We start from the raw sequence: 18,329 nt of genomic DNA on the forward strand, positions 1-18,329 counted from the left end.
ACGGGGCGGATGTTTCACGTGAAACATGGCGATGGTGCCGTGCCTCACGCGAAACGGACCGGAGTGCGCGCGGTACTCACCGCCACCGCGGCATAGATCACGGCGAGCCCGATCACCAGGGCGGCGGAGCGGCCGTCGGCGGGCAGGATCAGGGCGCAGACCGCTGCCGCGCCGACGAAGGCCACATTGAAGAGGACGTCGTAGAGGGAGAAGACCCGGCCGCGGTAGGCGTCGTCGATCGAGGACTGGACGACCGTGTCGGTGGCGATCTTGGCTCCCTGCGTGGCGACGCCGAGAACGAAGGCCGCCACGAGTATCGGGACCGGGCGGAAGGGCAGCCCCAGCCCCGGCAGCAGGACGGCGGCCGAGGCCGCGCAGACGGTGATCCAGCCGAAGGTCCCGAAGCGTCCCGCCGACCACGGAGTGATCACTGCCGCGACGAAGAACCCCGCCCCGGACGCGGCGACCGCGAGGCCCAGGAGCGCCAGCCCGTCCCCACCGGAGTCGCCGCCGCCCGTACCGCCGCCGGCCCAGGCGTACCGGCAGAGCATGAGCACCGTCACCGTCAGCCCGCCGTAGCAGAAGCGCATCGCCGTCATCGCGGCCATCGCACGCGCGGCCCGCGGGCGGTCCCGCAGGTGCCGCAGCCCGTGGAGCAGGCCGCCGACGGTACTGCGCAGTGCCTCGCCGACCCGCGGCTGGACCCGGGTGGGATCGGGGCCCAGCAGATCGCGGCCCAGCGTCAGGGAGGTCAGCCCGGCCGACAGATAGATCAGGGCCGCCAGGAGCACGACCAGGGCGTCGGACGCCCGGCCCTCGGCGACCCCGAGGTGGATGAGGAACGCCATCCCGCCCCCCGCGGTCGCCGCGAGGGTGCCCGCGGTCGGGGAGAGCGAGTTGGCCATCACCAGGCGCTCGCCGTCCACCACGCGCGGCAGCGCGGCCGACAGGCCGGCCAGGACGAAGCGGTTGATGCCGGTGACCGAGAGGGCCGACAGATAGAACAGCCAGTCCGGCACCCGCAGCAGCATCAGGGCGGCGGTACCGGCCGAGAGCAGGGCGCGCAGCAGGTTGCAGTAGAGCAGCACCTGCCGCCGCCGCCAGCGGTCGAGCAGGACACCCGTGAACGGCCCCAGCAGCGAGTACGGCAGCAACAGCACGGCCATGGCGGAGGCGATGGCCGCCGGAGAGGTCTGCTTCTCCGGGGAGAAGACCACGTAGGCCGCCAGCGCCACCTGGAACACCCCGTCGGAGAGCTGCGACAGCAGCCGTACCGCCAGCAGGCACCGGAAGTCGCGGAAGCGCAGCAGCAGACGGAGATCGCGTACGACGGGCATGCGCACAGCCTCACACGACACACAGGCCCCCGGGTGTCATACCCGGGGGCCTGATGGGTCGCGTCGTGCGACGGGCGGTGAACGGTGGCTGAACCGCCGATCAGCGCTCGACCTCGCCGCGGATGAACTTCTCCACGTTCTCGCGCGCCTCGTCGTCGAAGTACTGCACCGGCGGGGACTTCATGAAGTACGAGGAGGCCGAGAGGATCGGGCCGCCGATGCCGCGGTCCTTGGCGATCTTCGCGGCGCGCAGGGCGTCGATGATGACACCGGCGGAGTTCGGGGAGTCCCAGACCTCGAGCTTGTACTCCAGGTTCAGCGGGACGTCGCCGAACGCGCGGCCCTCCAGGCGGACGTAGGCCCACTTGCGGTCGTCCAGCCAGGCCACGTAGTCCGAGGGGCCGATGTGGACGTTCTTCGCGCCCAGGTCGCGGTCCGGGATCTGGGAGGTGACGGCCTGCGTCTTGGAGATCTTCTTGGACTCCAGGCGCTCGCGCTCGAGCATGTTCTTGAAGTCCATGTTGCCGCCGACGTTCAGCTGCATGGTGCGCTCGACGATGACCCCGCGGTCCTCGAAGAGCTTGGTCAGCACGCGGTGCGTGATCGTGGCGCCGACCTGGGACTTGATGTCGTCGCCGACGATCGGCACGCCGGCCGCGGTGAACTTGTCCGCCCACTCCTTGGTGCCCGCGATGAACACCGGCAGGGCGTTGACGAACGCGACCTTGGCGTCGATGGCGCACTGCGCGTAGAACTTGGCGGCGGCCTCGGAACCGACCGGCAGGTAGCAGACAAGCACGTCGACCTGGCGGTCCTTGAGGATCTGGACGACGTCCACCGGCTCCTCGCCGGACTCCTCGATGGTCTCGCGGTAGTACTTGCCGAGACCGTCGAGGGTGTGGCCGCGCTGGACGGTCACGTCCGTCTGCGGCACGTCGCAGATCTTGATGGTGTTGTTCTCACTGGCACCGATGGCGTCGGCCAGGTCGAGCCCGACCTTCTTGGCGTCCACGTCGAAGGCCGCCACGAACTCGACGTCACGCACGTGGTACTCGCCGAACTGCACGTGCATGAGGCCGGGCACGCGGCCGGCCGGGTCGGCGTCCTTGTAGTACTCGACACCCTGCACCAGCGACGCGGCGCAGTTGCCCACGCCCACGATGGCTACGCGAACCGAACCCATTCCGGTTGCTCCCTGTGTGATCGTCACGAGGATCCCCGGTCGCTGCCGGGTCCCTCGTCGTTTTCCTGTTGGTTGTCCTGCTCGGCGTCCGAGGACGGAGCGGACAGGGGCCTGCTGCGCCCCGCCCGCTCCGTCTCGATCAGCTCGTTCAGCCAGCGGACCTCGCGCTCCACCGACTCCATGCCGTGCCGCTGCAACTCGAGCGTGTAGTCGTCGAGCCGCTCACGGGTGCGCGCGAGGGACGCGCGCATCTTCTCCAGGCGTTCCTCCAGGCGGCTGCGCCGACCTTCGAGGACACGCATCCGTACGTCCCTGGACGTCTGGCCGAAGAAGGCGAAACGAGCAGCGAAGTGCTCGTCCTCCCATGCGTCCGGTCCGGAGTGGGCGAGCAGTTCTTCGAAGTGCTCCTTGCCGGCCGCCGTCAGCCGGTACACGATCTTCGCTCTCCGGCCGGCCAGCGGCGTGGTGAGCGGATCGGACTCGGGGCCGGTCTCCTCGACCAGATAGCCCTGAGCGACCAGTGTCTTGAGGCAGGGGTAGAGGCTCCCGTAGCTGAACGCGCGGAACACACCGAGCGAGGTGTTGAGCCGTTTCCGCAGCTCATAACCGTGCATCGGGGATTCGCGCAGCAAGCCCAGGACGGCGAACTCGAGGATGCCCGAGCGTTTGCTCATGCCCTCTTCCCGCCTCCGTCCTTGCAGTCGTCGCCTCTTATCTCGCCGCGATGTATCGGCTCGATACATCGTGACGATAGAACGCCCGACCGGGGCCCGCAAGGTGCCGCACGGTGACCGACGTCACATCGGGAAATCTGCACAGCGTCAACCGCCCCTTATGTGATGAACATCGGGCTAGCAGGTCTTTTGACCCTGCGTACTCTGTTCGCCATGCAGAGCACCGGGAACCGTGGGGCGCAAGTGAGCGTCCTTGTCCGTGGTGCAGTGCGGCCAACGCACGCCGGGGGGACCGGAAAACCACTGCCGCTTTCAGGCGATTCCGCCTGTCCTAGGAGTAGCTGTTCATGAGCGAGCACCGTCGCAAGCCGCCGCAGACGCCGCCCGGCGGCGGCCGCGCAGCCGCCCGGCGCGGCGCGCAGCAGCAACCCCCGCCGCCAGGAGGCCGGCGGGAAGCGCCGCCATCGCAGTCGTACGGCACACGCGGACCCGGTCCGGCCCAGGGCACCCAGGGCACGGGCGGCGGTCCGCGTCAGCAGCCCCCCCGGGGCAGCGCCGCCGCGGGTCAGGGCGGACGGCCGTCCGGTCCGGGCCAGGGGGCACGTCAGAGCGCCGGCCACGGCGCGGTCCCGGGCCCGGGTGCGGGTCAGGGCGGACGCCGGGGCGGGGGCGAGCCCGCGTACCAGGGGCGCGCCGCCGCACGCCGCGCGGCCCAGGCCAATCAGAAGGGCGGCGGACGTCGCCGCACCGCGGAGGCGGGCGCCGGGGGCGGGCGCGGAGGCGGCCAGCCGCCGAAGAAGCGCATCCTCGACTACCCCCGCTGGGGCAGGGACGGCTGGCAGCGCTGGGTGCCGTCCTGGAAGCTCGTGTCGGGTCTGTGCGTCTTCTTCTTCGGCAGCCTGGTGGCGGCCGCGGGCATCGGTTACGCGATGGTCGGCATCCCCAACGAGAACGACGCCGCCAAGTCCCAGAACAACGTCTTCTTCTGGGCCAACGGCGACCGCATGGTGGCGACCGGCACCGGTGCCAACCGGCAGAACGTCACGCTCGCCGAGATCCCGAAGTCGATGCAGTACGCGGTCATCTCCGCGGAGAACAAGAGCTTCGAGAAGGACTCCGGCGTCGACCCCATGGGTATCGGCCGCGCGCTGTTCAACATGGCCAAGGGCGGTGACGCGCAGGGTGGTTCCACGATCACCCAGCAGTACGTCAAGAACACCTACCTGAGCCAGGAGCAGACGGTCAGCCGTAAGTTCAAGGAACTCTTCATCTCCATAAAGGTGGGGACGAAGCTCAGCAAGGACGAGATCCTCCAGGGCTACCTGAACACCGCGTACTACGGACGCGGTGCCTACGGCATCCAGGCGGCGGCCCAGACCTACTACGGCGTGGACGCCGAGAAGCTCAACGACAGCCAGTGCGCCTTCCTGGCCGCGCTGCTCAAGGGCCCCACGTACTACGACCCGGCCGGCGCCACGAGCATCGACCCGATCGCGACGCCCGAGGCGAACCGGAAGAACTCCGAGGACCGCTGGCGCTGGATCCTCGGTGAGATGTACAAGGACGGCCACCTGACCAAGCCCCTGTACGACAAGGCCGTTTCGGGGTACCCCGAGCCGCAGGGCCTGAAGGCCACCAAGGGCATGACCGGCCAGATCAGCTACCTGGTGGACACCGCCAAGAACTACGTGCTCAGCCACTCCAAGATCAGCCGGGCGGAGCTCGACCAGGGCGGCTACCAGATCTACACGACCTTCGAGAAGCCGAAGGTGGACGCGCTGGCCAAGGCGGTCAAGAAGGTCGAGGACGCCAACCTCAAGCCGAACAAGCGGGAGCTGGACAAGTACGTGCAGTTCGGTGCGGCCTCGGTGAAGCCGAACGACGGCGCGATCGTCGCGATCTACGGCGGCGCCGGCTTCGAGCACAACCACTTCACCAACAACGCCAACACCTCGGGTGTGCCGGTCGGTTCGACGTGGAAGCCGTTCGTGCTCGCCGCCGCCATGGAGTACGGCACGTACCGGAGCCACGGCGAGGGGATCTCGCCGCTGAGCAAGTACAACGGCAACGACCACCTGAGGGTCAAGAACAACGACGGCACCGATGTCCTCAAGAAGGACAACACGCCGTTCTACCAGGAGAACGAGAGTCCCCACGCCTGGGGCTTCATCACGCTGCGCAAGGCGATGGAGCAGTCCATCAACACCCCCTTCGTGCAGCTCGGCATGGACGTCGGCATGGACAAGGTGGCCTCGGTCGCCGAGAAGTCCGGCATCCTGAAGACCTCGATGGCCTACCAGAACCCCTCGTTCGCGCTGGGTACCTCGACCCCGAGCGCCATTCGCATGGCCGACGCCTACGCGACCTTCGCGGCCTCGGGCAAGCACGTGGAGCCGTACTCGGTCACGGCGGTCAAGCAGGGCGGTGTGGAGGTGCCCGGCTTCGACAAGCCGAAGGCCACCGAGGTCATGCCGTCGGAGGTGGCGGACAACGTCACCGACACGCTGGAGAACGTGATCAAGAACGGTACGGGTATGAAGGCGCTGGCGCTGGGCCGGACGGCGGCCGGCAAGACCGGTACGACCGACAGCAACAAGTCGGCCTGGTTCGTCGGCTACACCAAGCAGCTGTCGACCTCGATCGCGATGTTCCGCGAGAACCCGAAGACCCACAGCCTGCTCTCCATGAACGGCACGGCGGGTGTGGAGTCCATCCACGGTGGTGACATCCCGACCCAGGTCTGGACCGAGTACATGAAGGCGGCGCTCAAGGGCACGCAGGACGTCCCCTTCCCGGACCCGGTCAAGATCGGCGACATCCACGACGAGCTGGGCGCCCCGGCGTCGTCGAGCCCGTCCGTGTCGTCCTCGCCGACCGAGAGCGCGAGCACGCCGCCGACCCCGACGTTCACGCCGCCCACCCAGTCGCCCACCGCGACGGCGACCGAGACCTGCCGAGGGTTCTTCGGCTGCCAGAACGGCGGCGGTGGCAACGGCGGTGGCGGCAACGGCGGCGGTGGCAACGGCGGTGCAGCCAATGGCGGTGCGGCCAATGGCGGCGCCGACGGCGGCGGCACGGACGGCGGGGCCTCCGGCACACCGAGTTCGACCCCGTCCTCCAGCAATACCAAGGGCACCGGCCTCTTCGCGGGGGCCAACGGCTGAGGCCCCGTCCGGGGACCGCACCCGCACCGATCCGCGGCCGCGGAGGGCACCACGCCCTCCGCGGCCGCGGCCGTTCGTGATCGCGTCGGGATTGGGACAGCCCCCGCTCAGCCGCGTAGGGCAGGATGTCCGCATGACGAGCGTGCGCGAAGACCACCACCGGGAGGCCGGGGCGGCCGAGGAGCCCCGCGAGGCCGAGGAGGTCGTGCCTCCGACGGAGGAGGACCCGGTCGCCCGGGCCGGCAGCGAGGTCATCGGAGGGCCGCTGGGGCGGTTCGCCGCCGTGGGGCAGCGCGGGTGGTGGAACCCGCTGCGGGTGATCGTGCTGGTGGCGATCGGGATGTTCGCGCTCGGCATGGTGCAGAAGCTGCCCTGCTACGACAGCGGCTGGTTCTTCGGCGCGAACGCGCAGTACAGCCACGCCTGCTACTCGGACATCCCGCACCTGTACTACGGGCGCGGTTTCGCCGACGACCTGGTGCCGTACTTCGACCGCATCCCGGACACGGTCTCCGGCGGCATGGGCTACCTGGAGTACCCGGTCCTGACCGGTGTCTTCATGGAGGTCGCCTCCTGGCTGACCCCGCACGGCGGCACGATCCAGCACCGCGAGCAGATCTACTGGCTGGTCAACGCGGGGATGCTGATGGCGTGCACCGCGGTCATCGCGGTCTGCGTGGCCCGCACCAACCGCCGCCGGCCCTGGGACGCGCTGCTGGTCGCCCTGGCACCCGCGTTCGCGCTGAACGCCACGATCAACTGGGACCTGTTCGCGGTGGCCCTCGCCGCCGCCGGGATGATGCTGTGGTCCCGCAGCCGCCCGCTGGCCGCCGGCATCCTGATCGGCCTGGCGACGGCCGCCAAGCTGTACCCGGTGCTCCTGCTCTGGCCGCTGTTCGTACTGGCCCTGCGGGCCGGGAGACTCAAGGCGTGGAGCGTCACCCTGGCCGGGGCCGCGGGCGCCTGGGTCGTGGTGAACCTGCCGGTGGCGATCCTCGCCCCCGAGGGCTGGTGGCGGTTCTACGCCTTCAGCCAGGAACGGGGCGTCGACTACGGCTCGTTCTGGCTGGCCATCACGCAGACGACCGGCATCTCGATCGACAGGAGCGTGGCGAACCTCGGCGCCATGGTGCTGATGGCGCTGCTGGCGGTCGGCATCGGTCTGCTGGCGCTGTGGGCGCCGCGGCGGCCGCGCTTCGCCCAGTTGGCCTTCCTGATCGTCGCGGCCTTCGTCCTGACCAACAAGGTCTACTCACCGCAGTACGTGCTGTGGCTGGTGCCGCTCGCCGCGCTCGCCAGGCCGCGCTGGCGCGACTTCCTGATCTGGCAGGCCGCCGAGGTCATGTACTTCCTCGGCATCTGGTTCTACCTGGCGTACACCACGGGCGGCGGCAACAAGGGGCTGCCGATGTACGGCTACGACCTCGCCATCGCGGTGCACCTGGTGGGGACGCTCTACCTGTGCGCGGTCGTCGTCCGCGACGTGCTCCTCCCCGAGCGCGACCCGGTCCGCCGGGACGGTTCGGACGACCCCTCCGGCGGTGTGCTGGACGAGGCGAGGGACAAGGTCTCCCTGGGCGGCTCGGGCCGGCGCGCGCGCCACGCCGCCCCCTTCGCCGGCCCGGAGGGCCCGTACGGCCCCGGGACGCCGGTCCAGCAGCCCGTGCGGTGGGGTGTGGACCCGAACCCGCCCGCCTGATCCCGGCGGCGCTCCTGAGGCCCTCGCAGCGCTCGGCGGTGCGGGGGCCTCCTTGTGTGCGGACGCGGACGCGGAGCGCGGCGTCAGCGGTCGACGACGCGGTCGAACTGGGTCGTCGTGTGCCGCAGATGGGCCACCAGCTCGTCCCCGACGGCGGGCGGGGCCACGTCGCCCGGCAGGAAGAGGATCGACACCTGCATGTGCGGCGGCTCGGCGAACCAGCGCTGCTTGCCCGCCCACACGAAGGGGGACAGGTTGCGGTTGATGGTGGCGAGCCCCGCACGGGCGACGCCCTTGGCGCGCGGCATGACGCCGTGCATGGCCTTGGGGGCCTCCAGGCCCACCCCGTGGGAGGTGCCGCCCGCCACGACCACCAGGTGGCCGTCCTCGCCCGCCTTCTGCTGGCGGTAGCCGAAGCGCTCGCCCTTGGCGACGCGGGTGACGTCCAGGACGGCGCCGCGGTACTCGGTGGCCTCGTGGTCGCCGAGCCAGAGCCGGGTGCCGATGCGGGCGCGGAAGCGCGTCTGCGGGAACTGGGCGCGCAGCCGCTCCAGCTCGCCCGCCTTGAGGTGGCTGACGAACAGCGTGTGCAGCGGCAGCCGGGCCGCGCGCAGCCGCTCCATCCAGGTGAAGACCTCCTCCACCGCGTCGGAGCCGTCGGTGCGGTCCAGCGGCAGGTGGATGGCGAAGCCCTCCAGGCGGACGTCGTCGATGGCCGAGTGGAGCTTGACGAGGTCGTCCTCGCTCACGCCGTGGCGCTTCATGCTGCTCATGACCTCGATGACGACCCGCGCGCCGACCAGGCCGCGCACGCCCTCCACCGACGAGACGGACCTGATGGCGCGGTCCGGCAGCGGCACCGGCTCCTCGCCCAGCCGGTACGGCGTGAGGACGAGCAGGTCGCCGCCGAACAGGTCCTTGATCTGCGCGGCCTCGTACGTCGTGCCGACCGCCAGGATGTCCGCGCCCAGGCGGATGGCCTCCTCCGCCAGGCGCTCGTGGCCGAAGCCGTATCCGTTGCCCTTGCAGACCGGGATCAGCCCCGGGAACTGCTCCGCCACGGACTGCTGGTGCGCACGCCAGCGCACGGTGTCGACGTACAGGGAGAGCGCCATCGCGGGTGGGGTGGCCTTTCGGGTCGGCGGACGGACGGGCGGGTCAGCGGCGGGACATGTAGATGTCGAGCGCCTTGTGGAGCAGCTTGTTGAGCGGGAAGTCCCACTCGCCCAAGTATTCGGCAGCCTGCCCACCGGTGCCCACCTTGAACTGGATGAGCCCGAAGAGGTGGTCGCTCTCGTCCAAGGAGTCGCTGATGCCGCGCAGGTCGTACACGCTCGCGCCGAGCGCGTAGGCGTCCCGCAGCATGCGCCACTGCATGGCGTTGCTGGGCCGCACCTCGCGCTTGTGGTTGGCGGAGGCCCCGTAGGAGTACCAGACGTGCCGGCCGACGACGAGCATCGTGGCGGCGGCGACCGCCTCGCCCTCGTGCGTGGCGAAGTACAGGCGCATGCGGTTGGGGTCCTCGGCGTTGAGCACCTGCCACATGCGCTGGAAGTACGACAGCGGGCGCGGCCGGAAGTGGTCGCGCTCGGCCGTCACCTCGTACAGCTGCTGCCAGACCGCGAGGTCGTCGTAGCCGCCCTGGACGACCTCGACGCCGAGCTTCTCGGCCTTCTTGATGTTGCGGCGCCACAGCTGGTTGAAGCCCTTCTGGACGTCGTCCAGGCTGCGGTCCTCGAGCGGCACCTGGAAGACGTAGCGCGGCTGCACGTCGCCGAAGCCGGCGCCGCCGTCCTCGCCCTGCTGCCAGCCCATGCGGCGCAGGCGGTCGGCCACCTCGAAGGCGCGGGGCTCGATGAAGGTCGCCTCGACGTCGCGCAGGCGCTTGACGTCCGGATCGGCGATGCCCGCCTTGATGGCGTTCGCGTCCCAGCGGCGGATCACCACGGGCGGGCCCATCTTCACGGAGAACGCGCCCTGCTGCTTCAGATGCGCGAGCATCGGGCGCAGCCAGTCCTCCAGATTGGGCGCGTACCAGTTGATCACCGGGCCCTCGGGCAGGTACGCCAGGTACCGCTTCACCTTGGGCAGCTGCCGGTACAGGACCAGGCCCGCGCCGACCAGTTCACCGGTCCTGTCGTCGAACCAGCCCAGGTTCTCCGAGCGCCATTCGGTCTTGACGTCCGCCCAGGCGGGGACCTGGCAGTGGCTCGCCGAGGGCAGGCTCTGGATGTACGCCAGGTGCTGTTCCCGACTGATGGTCCTCAGGGTCAAGCTCATGCGGGGCGCTCCCCATCGCTGCTGCGGCTAAGGCGTCTCTGTCTGCACTACTACTGCGCCGAAGCCTACTGCGAACGGCGAACGCCCCTGCGAGGGCTGTGGACAACCGGAGGCCGCGGCTCGGGCCCGGACGGCCCGGAGCCGGGCCCGGCCGGGCCCGGGGGCGGCGTCGCGGGACGCCGCCGCGTGACCGTGCCGCGTGCCTGCTATCCCCCCAGCACTCCGCCGAAGAGACCGCCGTGGGCCATGCCGATGTAGAAACCGATGCCGGCCAGGCCCATTCCGATGATGAAGACGAAGCGCTCCGCGGTGGTGACCGAGCGGTACTGCCCGTAGGCGCCGACCAGGAGCCCGATGAGGCCGGCCCAGGAACTCAGCAGGTGCAGTCCGCTCCAGAAGGCGGCGATGGAGGCCAGCAGGCCCAGTACGAGCGTCGCTACGGCGAGGCCGTTCTCCACCGGGTGCGGCTGGCCGTCGCTGTTGAAGGTGAACCGGGAGAGCCGGAAGCGGTGGTGGTGGGCGTCGGTGGTGGGTCGTACTGCCTGTGCCATGGGGCACCTCCGTGATGGAGAAGTGGCGCATCGTAGCGCCGGACACACCCGATGTGTACAGATTGGGGGCTTCCACCCGCGGATTTCAACCGGAAGCACGGGGCCGGGTAGTGTGTACCGTCTGCACCGGTGTCTGTGCAGGCCCCTGCAACGGTCCGCAAGGTCTCCGGGATGCGATCCACGGAAGGCCCAGGGCGTTGTCGGTGGCCCGCGATACCGTTGCGACGCGATGCAAACCCTCCTGCCATGGAAACGCCATGGCCGCTGAGTCCGAAGGAGGTGGGTTCCACATGCGTCACTACGAGGTGATGGTGATCCTCGACCCCGATCTCGAGGAGCGTGCTGTCTCCCCGCTGATCGAGAACTTCCTTGGTGTCGTCCGTACGGGCGGCGGCAAGGTCGAGAAGATCGACACCTGGGGCCGTCGTCGTCTCTCTTACGAGATCAAGAAGAAGCCCGAGGGCATCTACTCGGTCATCGACCTCAACGCCACACCCGAGGTCGTCAAGGAGCTCGACCGTCAGATGAACCTGAACGAGTCGGTCCTCCGGACCAAGGTCCTCCGCCCCGAAACCCACTGAGCCTGACGGCTCACGGCATTCGGGATACCGAGCAGCCAAGAAAAGCCGAGAGGTCACCCACCATGGCAGGCGAGACCGTCATCACGGTCGTCGGCAATCTCGTCGACGACCCCGAGCTGCGCTTCACCCCCTCCGGTGCGGCGGTCGCGAAGTTCCGTGTCGCGTCCACCCCCCGCACCTTCGACCGGCAGACCAACGAGTGGAAGGACGGCGAGAGCCTCTTCCTCACGTGCTCGGTCTGGCGGCAGGCGGCGGAGAACGTGGCGGAGTCCCTTCAGAAGGGCATGCGCGTGATCGTGCAGGGCCGGCTGAAGCAGCGGACGTACGACGACCGCGAGGGCGTCAAGCGGACGGTCTACGAGCTGGACGTCGACGAGGTCGGCGCCAGCCTGCGCAGCGCGACCGCCAAGATCACCCGGGCGAGCGGCGGCGGAGCCGGCGGCTCCCGCGGCGGTCAGGGCGGTTACGGCGGCGGCGGTCAGGGTGGAGGTGGCGGCAACTGGGGCGGTGGCTCCGGCGGCGGCCAGGGCGGCGCGCCCGCCGACGACCCCTGGGCGACCAGTGCTCCGGCCGGTGGCGGCCAGGGTGGTGGCGGCAACTGGGGCGGTGGCTCCGGTTCCGGCGGCGGCTACTCGGACGAGCCTCCCTTCTGAGGGCGGCGCACCACACTTCTTGATCACACTGGAGAGAGACAATGGCGAAGCCGCCTGCTCGCAAGCCGAAGAAGAAGGTTTGCGTGTTCTGCAAGGACAAGATCACGTACGTCGACTACAAGGACACGAACCTGCTGCGGAAGTTCATTTCCGACCGCGGCAAGATCCGTGCCCGCCGGGTCACCGGCAACTGCACCCAGCACCAGCGCGACGTCGCCACGGCCGTGAAGAACAGCCGTGAGATGGCGCTGCTGCCCTACACCTCGACCGCTCGCTAAGGAAGGGTGACTGAGCAATGGCGAAGATCATCCTCACCAATGAGGTCAGCGGCCTCGGCGCCGCAGGCGACGTCGTCGAGGTCAAGAGCGGCTACGCCCGCAACTACCTGATCCCCCGCGGTTTCGCGATCGCGTGGACCAAGGGTGGCGAGAAGGACGTCGAGCAGATCCGCCGTGCGCGCCGGATCCGCGAGATCGCGACCATCGAGCAGGCCAACGCCGTCAAGGCGCAGCTCGCCGGTGTCAAGGTCAAGCTGACGACCCGCGCCGGTGACGCCGGCCGTCTGTTCGGTTCGGTGACCCCGGCCGACATCGCCGCCGCCATCAAGGCCGCGGGCGGTCCGGACGTGGACAAGCGCCGTGTCGAGATCGGTTCGCCGATCAAGACGCTGGGCTCGCACAAGGTGTCGGTGCGTCTGCACCCCGAGGTCGAGGCCGGTCTCGACGTCGAGGTCGTCGCGAGCTGACACCCACCGCGTGAGCGAAGGGCCCGGAACCGCGTGGTTCCGGGCCCTTCGCCGTCCCTGCCGGCGGTCAGGCGCGGACCGCGCCGGTGACGGCCCACTTCCCGGAACGGGCGCGCAGTTGCAGGGTGACGAGCCGGGTCAGCATCATCAGGTCCATCGCCCACCACAGTGCGGTCAGGCCGCCGCCCAGCGCGGGCACGGCCAGCGCGACCGGGGCGAAGACCACCAGGGTGACGATCGTGGAACCGGCGAGGTAGGCGCCGTCCCCCGCGCCGATCAGCACCCCGTCCAGGACGAAGACCGCGCCGCTGACCGGCTGTGCCAGCGCCGCGACGAGCAGCACCGGGACGAGGGCGGAGTGCACCGACGGGTCGGAGGTGAACAGTGGCGCTATCAGCGGCCGGCCGACCGCCGTCAGCAGCCCGATCAGGACGCCGGCGGCGACGCCCCACTGGACCATGCGGCGGCAGGCGGCCCGGGCGGCCTCCGCGTCGCCGGCCCCGAGGTGCCGGCCGATGATCGCCTGCCCTGCGATGGCGAGGGCGTCCAGCGCGTAGGCGGCGAGGGTCCACAGGGCGAAGGTGATCTGATGGGCGGCTATCGAGACGTCCCCGAGGCGCGCGGCGACGGCTGTGGCGATCATGAGGACGGCGCGCAGGCTCACCGTGCGGATCAGCAGCGGTGTCCCGGCCTGGGCGCAGGCCCGGATCCCGGCCAGGTCGGGACGCAGGGAGGCGCCGTGCCGCCGGGCGCCGCGGACGACGACCGCGAGGTAGACGGCCGCCATGGCGTTCTGGGCGATCACGGTGCCCCAGGCGGAGCCGGCGATGCCGAAGCCGGCGCCGTAGACCAGCAGCACATTGAGCGCGGCGTTCGCGGCGAAGCCGCCGACGGCCACCTGGAGCGGGGTCCTGGTGTTCTGCAGGCCCCGCAGGACGCCGGTCGCGGCGAGGACGACGAGCATCGCGGGGATGCCGAGTGCGCTGATCCGCAGATAGGTGACGGCGTACGGGGCGGCGGTGCCGGACGCGCCGAAGAGGCCGGTGAGGGCGGGTGCGGCCGGAATGGTCACGGCGACGGCCGCGACGCTGATCAGCAGGGCGAGCCAGATGCCGTCCATGCCCTGACGGATCGCGGCGGGCAGGTCGCCCGCGCCGACCCGGCGGGCCACGGCGGCCGTGGTGGCGTAGGCGAGGAAGACGAAGACACCGACGACGGTGGTGAGGAGCGCGCCGGCCACACCGAGGCCGGCCAGTTGCGCGGTGCCGAGGTGGCCGACGATCGAGCTGTCGACGAGGAGGAAGAGCGGTTCGGCGACCAGGGCGCCGAAGGCGGGCAGGGCGAGGCCGAAGATCTCGCGGTCGTGGCGGCGGGCGGACTGCTGACGGGAGAACTCGGCGGTCTGAGGCACGCGGCCAGCGTAATCATCCACATGTAATAGCCGCAAGGTGGCTTCGTCCATTACCTGTCGCTGCACAGGGTGATCTGCTCCGCGTCGTTTGTCGCGATCTTGAGCCGAAGGGGGAAGTTTTTCTTGTCCACAGTGGGTGGATGAAGAAAGCCCAGGTCAGAGCCGTGATCATTGGGTGATTGTGTGCTTGTCCACGTCGCTGTCCCCCGGCCTGTACACAGCTTGGGCGGGCTTCTCCACAGGCGGAGCCGTTTCTTCAACAGGTCGTCCCCAGCCCCTGTGGATAACCGTCTTGGCTCCGGGCCCCGCAGACCCCTACGGTGGGGCGTCGCCCGACGCGCCACAGGCGTGCGCGGGCGTCTCGACTGCAAGACCTGAGAACTGTCAGAGCGATGGCGTAGGAAAGAAGCGCCGCGCTGCGCGAGCGGTGCGCGTCCACGGGAGGAGGTGGCAGGGGGGTGAGCCAGCCCGAACCCGCGGAGGACCACTGGGGAGGCGAGCCGCCCTTCCCGCCGGACGGCCCCGGCGACCGGCAGCCCGTCGCCCGCTTCCGCCGCAAGGACGACCGCGACCGCGATCACGACCGCGACGAGGACCGCGGGGGCGGCGGCTTCGAGCGCGTCCCCCCGCAGGACCTGGACGCCGAGATGTCGGTGCTGGGCGGCATGCTGCTGTCCAAGGACGCCATCGCCGACGTCGTCGAGGTCCTCAAGGGCGCCGACTTCTACCGTCCCGCGCACGAGACGGTCTACGCGGCGATCCTCGACCTGTACGCACGCGGCGAGCCCGCCGACCCCATCACGGTCGCCGCCGAGCTCACCAAGCGCGGCGAACTCACCCGCGTCGGCGGCTCCCCCTATCTGCACAGCCTCGTCAACGCGGTGCCCACCGCCGCCAACGCCGAGTACTACGCCGAGATCGTGCACGAACGCGCGGTCCTGCGGCGCCTGGTCGAGGCCGGCACCCGCATCACGCAGATGGGATACGCGGCCGACGGCGACGTCGACGAGATCGTCAACTCCGCCCAGGCCGAGATCTACGCCGTCACCGAGCAGCGCACCAGCGAGGACTACCTGCCGCTCTCCGAGATCATGGAGGGCGCCCTCGACGAGATCGAGGCCATCGGCTCCCGCAGCGGCCAGATGTCCGGCGTGCCCACGGGCTTCGCCGACCTGGACTCCCTCACCAACGGCCTGCACCCCGGCCAGATGATCGTCATCGCCGCCCGTCCCGCGATGGGCAAGTCCACGCTCGCGCTGGACTTCGCCCGCGCGTGCTCGGTCAGCAGCGGCATGCCCAGCGTGTTCTTCTCCCTCGAAATGGGCCGCAACGAGATCGCGATGCGCCTGCTGTCCGCCGAGGCCCGCGTGGCGCTGCACCACATGCGCTCCGGCAACATGACCGACGACGACTGGACCCGGCTCGCCCGCCGGATGCCGGACGTCTCCGCGGCCCCCCTCTACATCGATGACTCCCCGAACCTGTCGATGATGGAGATCCGCGCCAAGTGCCGCCGCCTGAAGCAGCGCAACGACCTGCGCCTGGTCGTCATCGACTATCTCCAGCTGATGCAGGCGGGCGGCTCGCGCCGTCCCGAGAGCCGCCAGCAGGAGGTCTCCGACATGTCCCGGAACCTCAAGCTCCTCGCCAAGGAGCTGGAAGTGCCGGTCATCGCGCTCTCCCAGCTGAACCGCGGCCCCGAACAGCGCACGGACAAGCGGCCGATGGTCAGCGACCTGCGCGAGTCGGGCTCCATCGAGCAGGACGCCGATATGGTGATCCTGCTGCACCGCGAGGACGCCTACGAGAAGGAGTCCCCCCGCGCCGGCGAGGCCGACCTGATCGTCGCCAAGCACCGCAACGGCCCCACGGCGACGATCACCGTCGCCTTCCAGGGGCACTACTCGCGCTTCGTGGACATGGCGCAGACCTGACGAGCGGCTTCTAGGGTCTCAGTCGATCTATGGAATCAGCACCCGCCGGACTGAAAATCTGAGGAAACTCGGCGGATTGTCGGTGGCCGCCGTGGTGTGCGGTCGGCTGTGTTCTCAAAGGTCTTGTCTGGCTGGATCCTGGGTATGGCCGGCGCCTCAGAGTGTGGTGCTCGCGGGGAGGGGCGGGATGGAGCCGTTGGGGGTCGGGGATCCAGCCAGTGTGGGCGGGTTCGTGCTGCGGGGCCGTCTGGGTGCGGGCGGTATGGGGCGAGTGTTTTTGGGCCGCTCGCTGGCTGGGCGGGCGGTGGCGGTGAAGGTGGTGCATCCGCACTACGCGCAGCAGCCCGAGTTCAGGATCCGTTTCCGGCAGGAGGTCACTGCCGCGCGGGCGGTCAGCGGTGCGTTCACGGCGCCCGTAGTGGCGGCCGGCCCGGATGACGATCCGCCGTGGCTGGCGACTGTCTACGTGCCAGGTCCGAGCCTGTCCGAGGCGGTCGTGGCCAATGGTCCGCTGCCCGAGGCATCGTTGTGGCCATTGATGGCCGGGCTGGTGGAAGCGCTTCACGCGATCCACTCGGCCGCCATAGTGCATCGGGACCTGAAGCCCTCGAACGTCCTCCTGGCTGCGGACGGCCCGCGGGTAATCGACTTTGGTATTGCCCGGGCGATCGATGGCACGGCGTTGACCGCCACAGGAACGGTGATCGGCACGGCCGGCTTCATGTCGCCGGAGCAAGCCGTGGGCGGACAGGCGGGCCCGGCCACCGATGTGTTCTCCCTCGGGGCGGTGGTCACCTTCGCCGCCAACGGAACCGGGCCGTTCGGCGAGGGACCGAGCGCTGCGCTGCTCTACCGCATCGTCCACGCTGCGCCCGTACTCGACGGCGTGCCCAGTCCGCTGCGCGACCTGATAGCCGCCTGCCTGATCAAGGATCCTGTCAAGCGGCCCACCCTGACCGAGCTTGCCACAGCAATCGCAGAGCGGTGGACCCCTCCGGAGGAGTTCTCGGGGGCCGTGTCGTGGCCAACCGCGGTAACCAGCCTGATCCAAAACAAGCAGACGCCAGTACCGAAGCTACCCGCCGCGGCCCTACAGCTCGGCGATGGGGCCACACATCCGCCGACCGCACGGGACATCGCTACTTCCTCATCAACCCTCCTCGCGTTCCGGAAGGAATCCAGGGAGCGCTTCCGTCAGGCCCAGCGGATCGGCGATGCCGGCGATGCGAGGCAGGCAGCCCGGCTTATGGCCGACCTGGCTGCGGAGCGACAACGCGTAGAGGGCCCGGACCACGAGGGCACACTGCTTTGCCGCTCCGAGCATGCCCATTTCGTCGGGGAGGCCGGCGACCTGGCAGAGGCGCTGCGTCTAACGGCCGACCTCGCCATCGACAGCGCGCAGGCGTTAGGGCCGGACCACCCCGGCACCCTGAGACGCCGCGCCCATCACGCCCGCCTCGTTGGCGATGCCGGAGATCCTGCGCAGGCGGCGCAGCTCCTGGCCGACCTATTCGCCGACCGGGCTCGGGTGCAGGGTCCGGACCACAAGGACACGCTGGAGTGCCGCTCCTTGCAGGCGCATTTCGTTGGGGCAGCCGGTGATCCGACGCGGGCGGCGATCCTCGTATCCGATCTCGCCAATGACTGCGCTCGGGTGCTGGGGCCGGACAACCGCAACACCCTGAACTGCCGCGCCCATCACGCCCGCCTCGTTGGCGATGCCGGAGATCCGGCACAGGGAGCGCAGCTCATGGCCGACGTGGCCACAGACAGTAAGCGGACATTCGGACCGGACACCCGCGACACCCTTAACTTCCGTCGCCATCACGCCCGCCTCGTCCGGGATGCCGGAGATCCGGCAAAGGCAGCGCAGCTCATCGCCGATGCTGCTGCTGACACAGTCCGGGTGCTCGGGCGGGATCACACTGACACGCTGGAGTGCCTCGAGTGGCACGCTCGGCTCATGGGAGAAGCCGGAGATCCAGTCGAGGCTGTCCGGCTGATGACCGGGGTGGCGGCCGAGTGCGCACGAGTGCTGGGCCCGGATCACCGCGTGACCCGTAGCAGTCGCAGCCACCTCACTTATTGGCAGGAGCGGGCGGCACTGCACTGAAATA

At 69.8% G+C, this 18,329-nt stretch carries 15 protein-coding genes; 8 read left to right on the forward strand and 7 right to left on the reverse strand.

The features are described 5' to 3' along the window. Positions 1-44: 44 nt before the first annotated feature. The 3 genes from ACIP9H_RS16800 to ACIP9H_RS16810 all read right to left on the reverse strand — a co-directional run bounded on the left by ACIP9H_RS16800 (position 45) and on the right by ACIP9H_RS16810 (position 3,194). On the reverse strand, positions 45-1,337 hold the full coding sequence (locus ACIP9H_RS16800) for an MFS transporter (RefSeq protein WP_401595245.1): 1,293 nt from the start codon (positions 1,335-1,337) through the stop codon (positions 45-47). 100 nt (positions 1,338-1,437) lie between these two features. Then, on the reverse strand, positions 1,438-2,520 hold the full coding sequence (locus ACIP9H_RS16805) for an inositol-3-phosphate synthase (protein WP_401595248.1): 1,083 nt from the start codon (positions 2,518-2,520) through the stop codon (positions 1,438-1,440). Between the two features lie 23 nt (positions 2,521-2,543). Beyond that, positions 2,544-3,194, reverse strand: coding sequence for a helix-turn-helix transcriptional regulator (locus ACIP9H_RS16810; RefSeq protein ID WP_401595250.1), 651 nt, complete (start codon positions 3,192-3,194; stop codon positions 2,544-2,546). 347 nt (positions 3,195-3,541) lie between these two features. Here ACIP9H_RS16810 and ACIP9H_RS16815 point away from each other — a divergent pair, with 347 nt between their 5' ends. Continuing rightward, on the forward strand, positions 3,542-6,358 hold the full coding sequence (locus tag ACIP9H_RS16815; protein ID WP_401595252.1) for a transglycosylase domain-containing protein: 2,817 nt from the start codon (positions 3,542-3,544) through the stop codon (positions 6,356-6,358). A gap of 133 nt (positions 6,359-6,491) precedes the next feature. Continuing rightward, positions 6,492-8,057 (forward strand): glycosyltransferase family 87 protein, encoded by a 1,566-nt coding sequence (locus ACIP9H_RS16820; RefSeq protein WP_401595255.1) that lies wholly within the window; start codon positions 6,492-6,494, stop codon positions 8,055-8,057. A gap of 83 nt (positions 8,058-8,140) precedes the next feature. On the opposite strand, the gene ACIP9H_RS16825 is transcribed toward ACIP9H_RS16820, so the two are convergent. The 3 genes from ACIP9H_RS16825 to ACIP9H_RS16835 form a co-directional block, all read right to left on the reverse strand. After that, positions 8,141-9,172, reverse strand: coding sequence for an alanine racemase (locus ACIP9H_RS16825; RefSeq protein ID WP_401595258.1), 1,032 nt, complete (start codon positions 9,170-9,172; stop codon positions 8,141-8,143). A gap of 43 nt (positions 9,173-9,215) precedes the next feature. Next, positions 9,216-10,337 (reverse strand): peptidoglycan bridge formation glycyltransferase FemA/FemB family protein, encoded by a 1,122-nt coding sequence (locus tag ACIP9H_RS16830; protein ID WP_360904454.1) that lies wholly within the window; start codon positions 10,335-10,337, stop codon positions 9,216-9,218. Positions 10,338-10,543: 206 nt separating this feature from the next. Further along, entirely contained in the window at positions 10,544-10,888 is a 345-nt protein-coding gene (locus ACIP9H_RS16835) for a hypothetical protein (protein WP_401595260.1), read from the reverse strand. A 290-nt stretch (positions 10,889-11,178) separates the two neighbouring features. On the opposite strand from ACIP9H_RS16835, the gene rpsF reads away from it, so the two are divergent. From rpsF to rplI, 4 genes are all read left to right on the forward strand, one after another. Beyond that, positions 11,179-11,469, forward strand: coding sequence for a 30S ribosomal protein S6 (gene rpsF / locus ACIP9H_RS16840; protein ID WP_319663375.1), 291 nt, complete (start codon positions 11,179-11,181; stop codon positions 11,467-11,469). 62 nt (positions 11,470-11,531) lie between these two features. After that, positions 11,532-12,122, forward strand: coding sequence for a single-stranded DNA-binding protein (locus ACIP9H_RS16845; RefSeq protein WP_360904448.1), 591 nt, complete (start codon positions 11,532-11,534; stop codon positions 12,120-12,122). A gap of 41 nt (positions 12,123-12,163) precedes the next feature. After that, a complete protein-coding gene (gene rpsR, locus ACIP9H_RS16850; protein ID WP_026250812.1) occupies positions 12,164-12,400 on the forward strand; it encodes a 30S ribosomal protein S18 in 237 nt (78 codons plus the stop codon). Positions 12,401-12,417: 17 nt separating this feature from the next. Continuing rightward, positions 12,418-12,867 carry a 50S ribosomal protein L9 gene (gene rplI / locus ACIP9H_RS16855; RefSeq protein ID WP_360904444.1) on the forward strand — a complete coding sequence of 150 codons (450 nt, stop codon included), beginning with the start codon at positions 12,418-12,420 and terminating at the stop codon, positions 12,865-12,867. A gap of 67 nt (positions 12,868-12,934) precedes the next feature. On the opposite strand, the gene ACIP9H_RS16860 is transcribed toward rplI, so the two are convergent. Beyond that, complete coding sequence (locus ACIP9H_RS16860; RefSeq protein ID WP_401959602.1) at positions 12,935-14,278, reverse strand: MATE family efflux transporter; 1,344 nt, start codon at positions 14,276-14,278, stop codon at positions 12,935-12,937. 458 nt (positions 14,279-14,736) lie between these two features. Here ACIP9H_RS16860 and dnaB point away from each other — a divergent pair, with 458 nt between their 5' ends. Continuing rightward, the gene (gene dnaB, locus ACIP9H_RS16865) at positions 14,737-16,212 is read left to right on the forward strand and encodes a replicative DNA helicase (protein ID WP_401595267.1); all 1,476 of its coding nucleotides are present in this window, start codon (positions 14,737-14,739) and stop codon (positions 16,210-16,212) included. Between the two features lie 220 nt (positions 16,213-16,432). Beyond that, positions 16,433-18,325 carry a protein kinase gene (locus tag ACIP9H_RS16870; RefSeq protein ID WP_401959603.1) on the forward strand — a complete coding sequence of 631 codons (1,893 nt, stop codon included), beginning with the start codon at positions 16,433-16,435 and terminating at the stop codon, positions 18,323-18,325. Positions 18,326-18,329: the final 4 nt, after the last annotated feature.

It is taken from the genome of Streptomyces sp. NPDC088732 (assembly GCF_044751205.1).
Classification (GTDB): Bacteria; Actinomycetota; Actinomycetes; order Streptomycetales; family Streptomycetaceae; genus Actinacidiphila.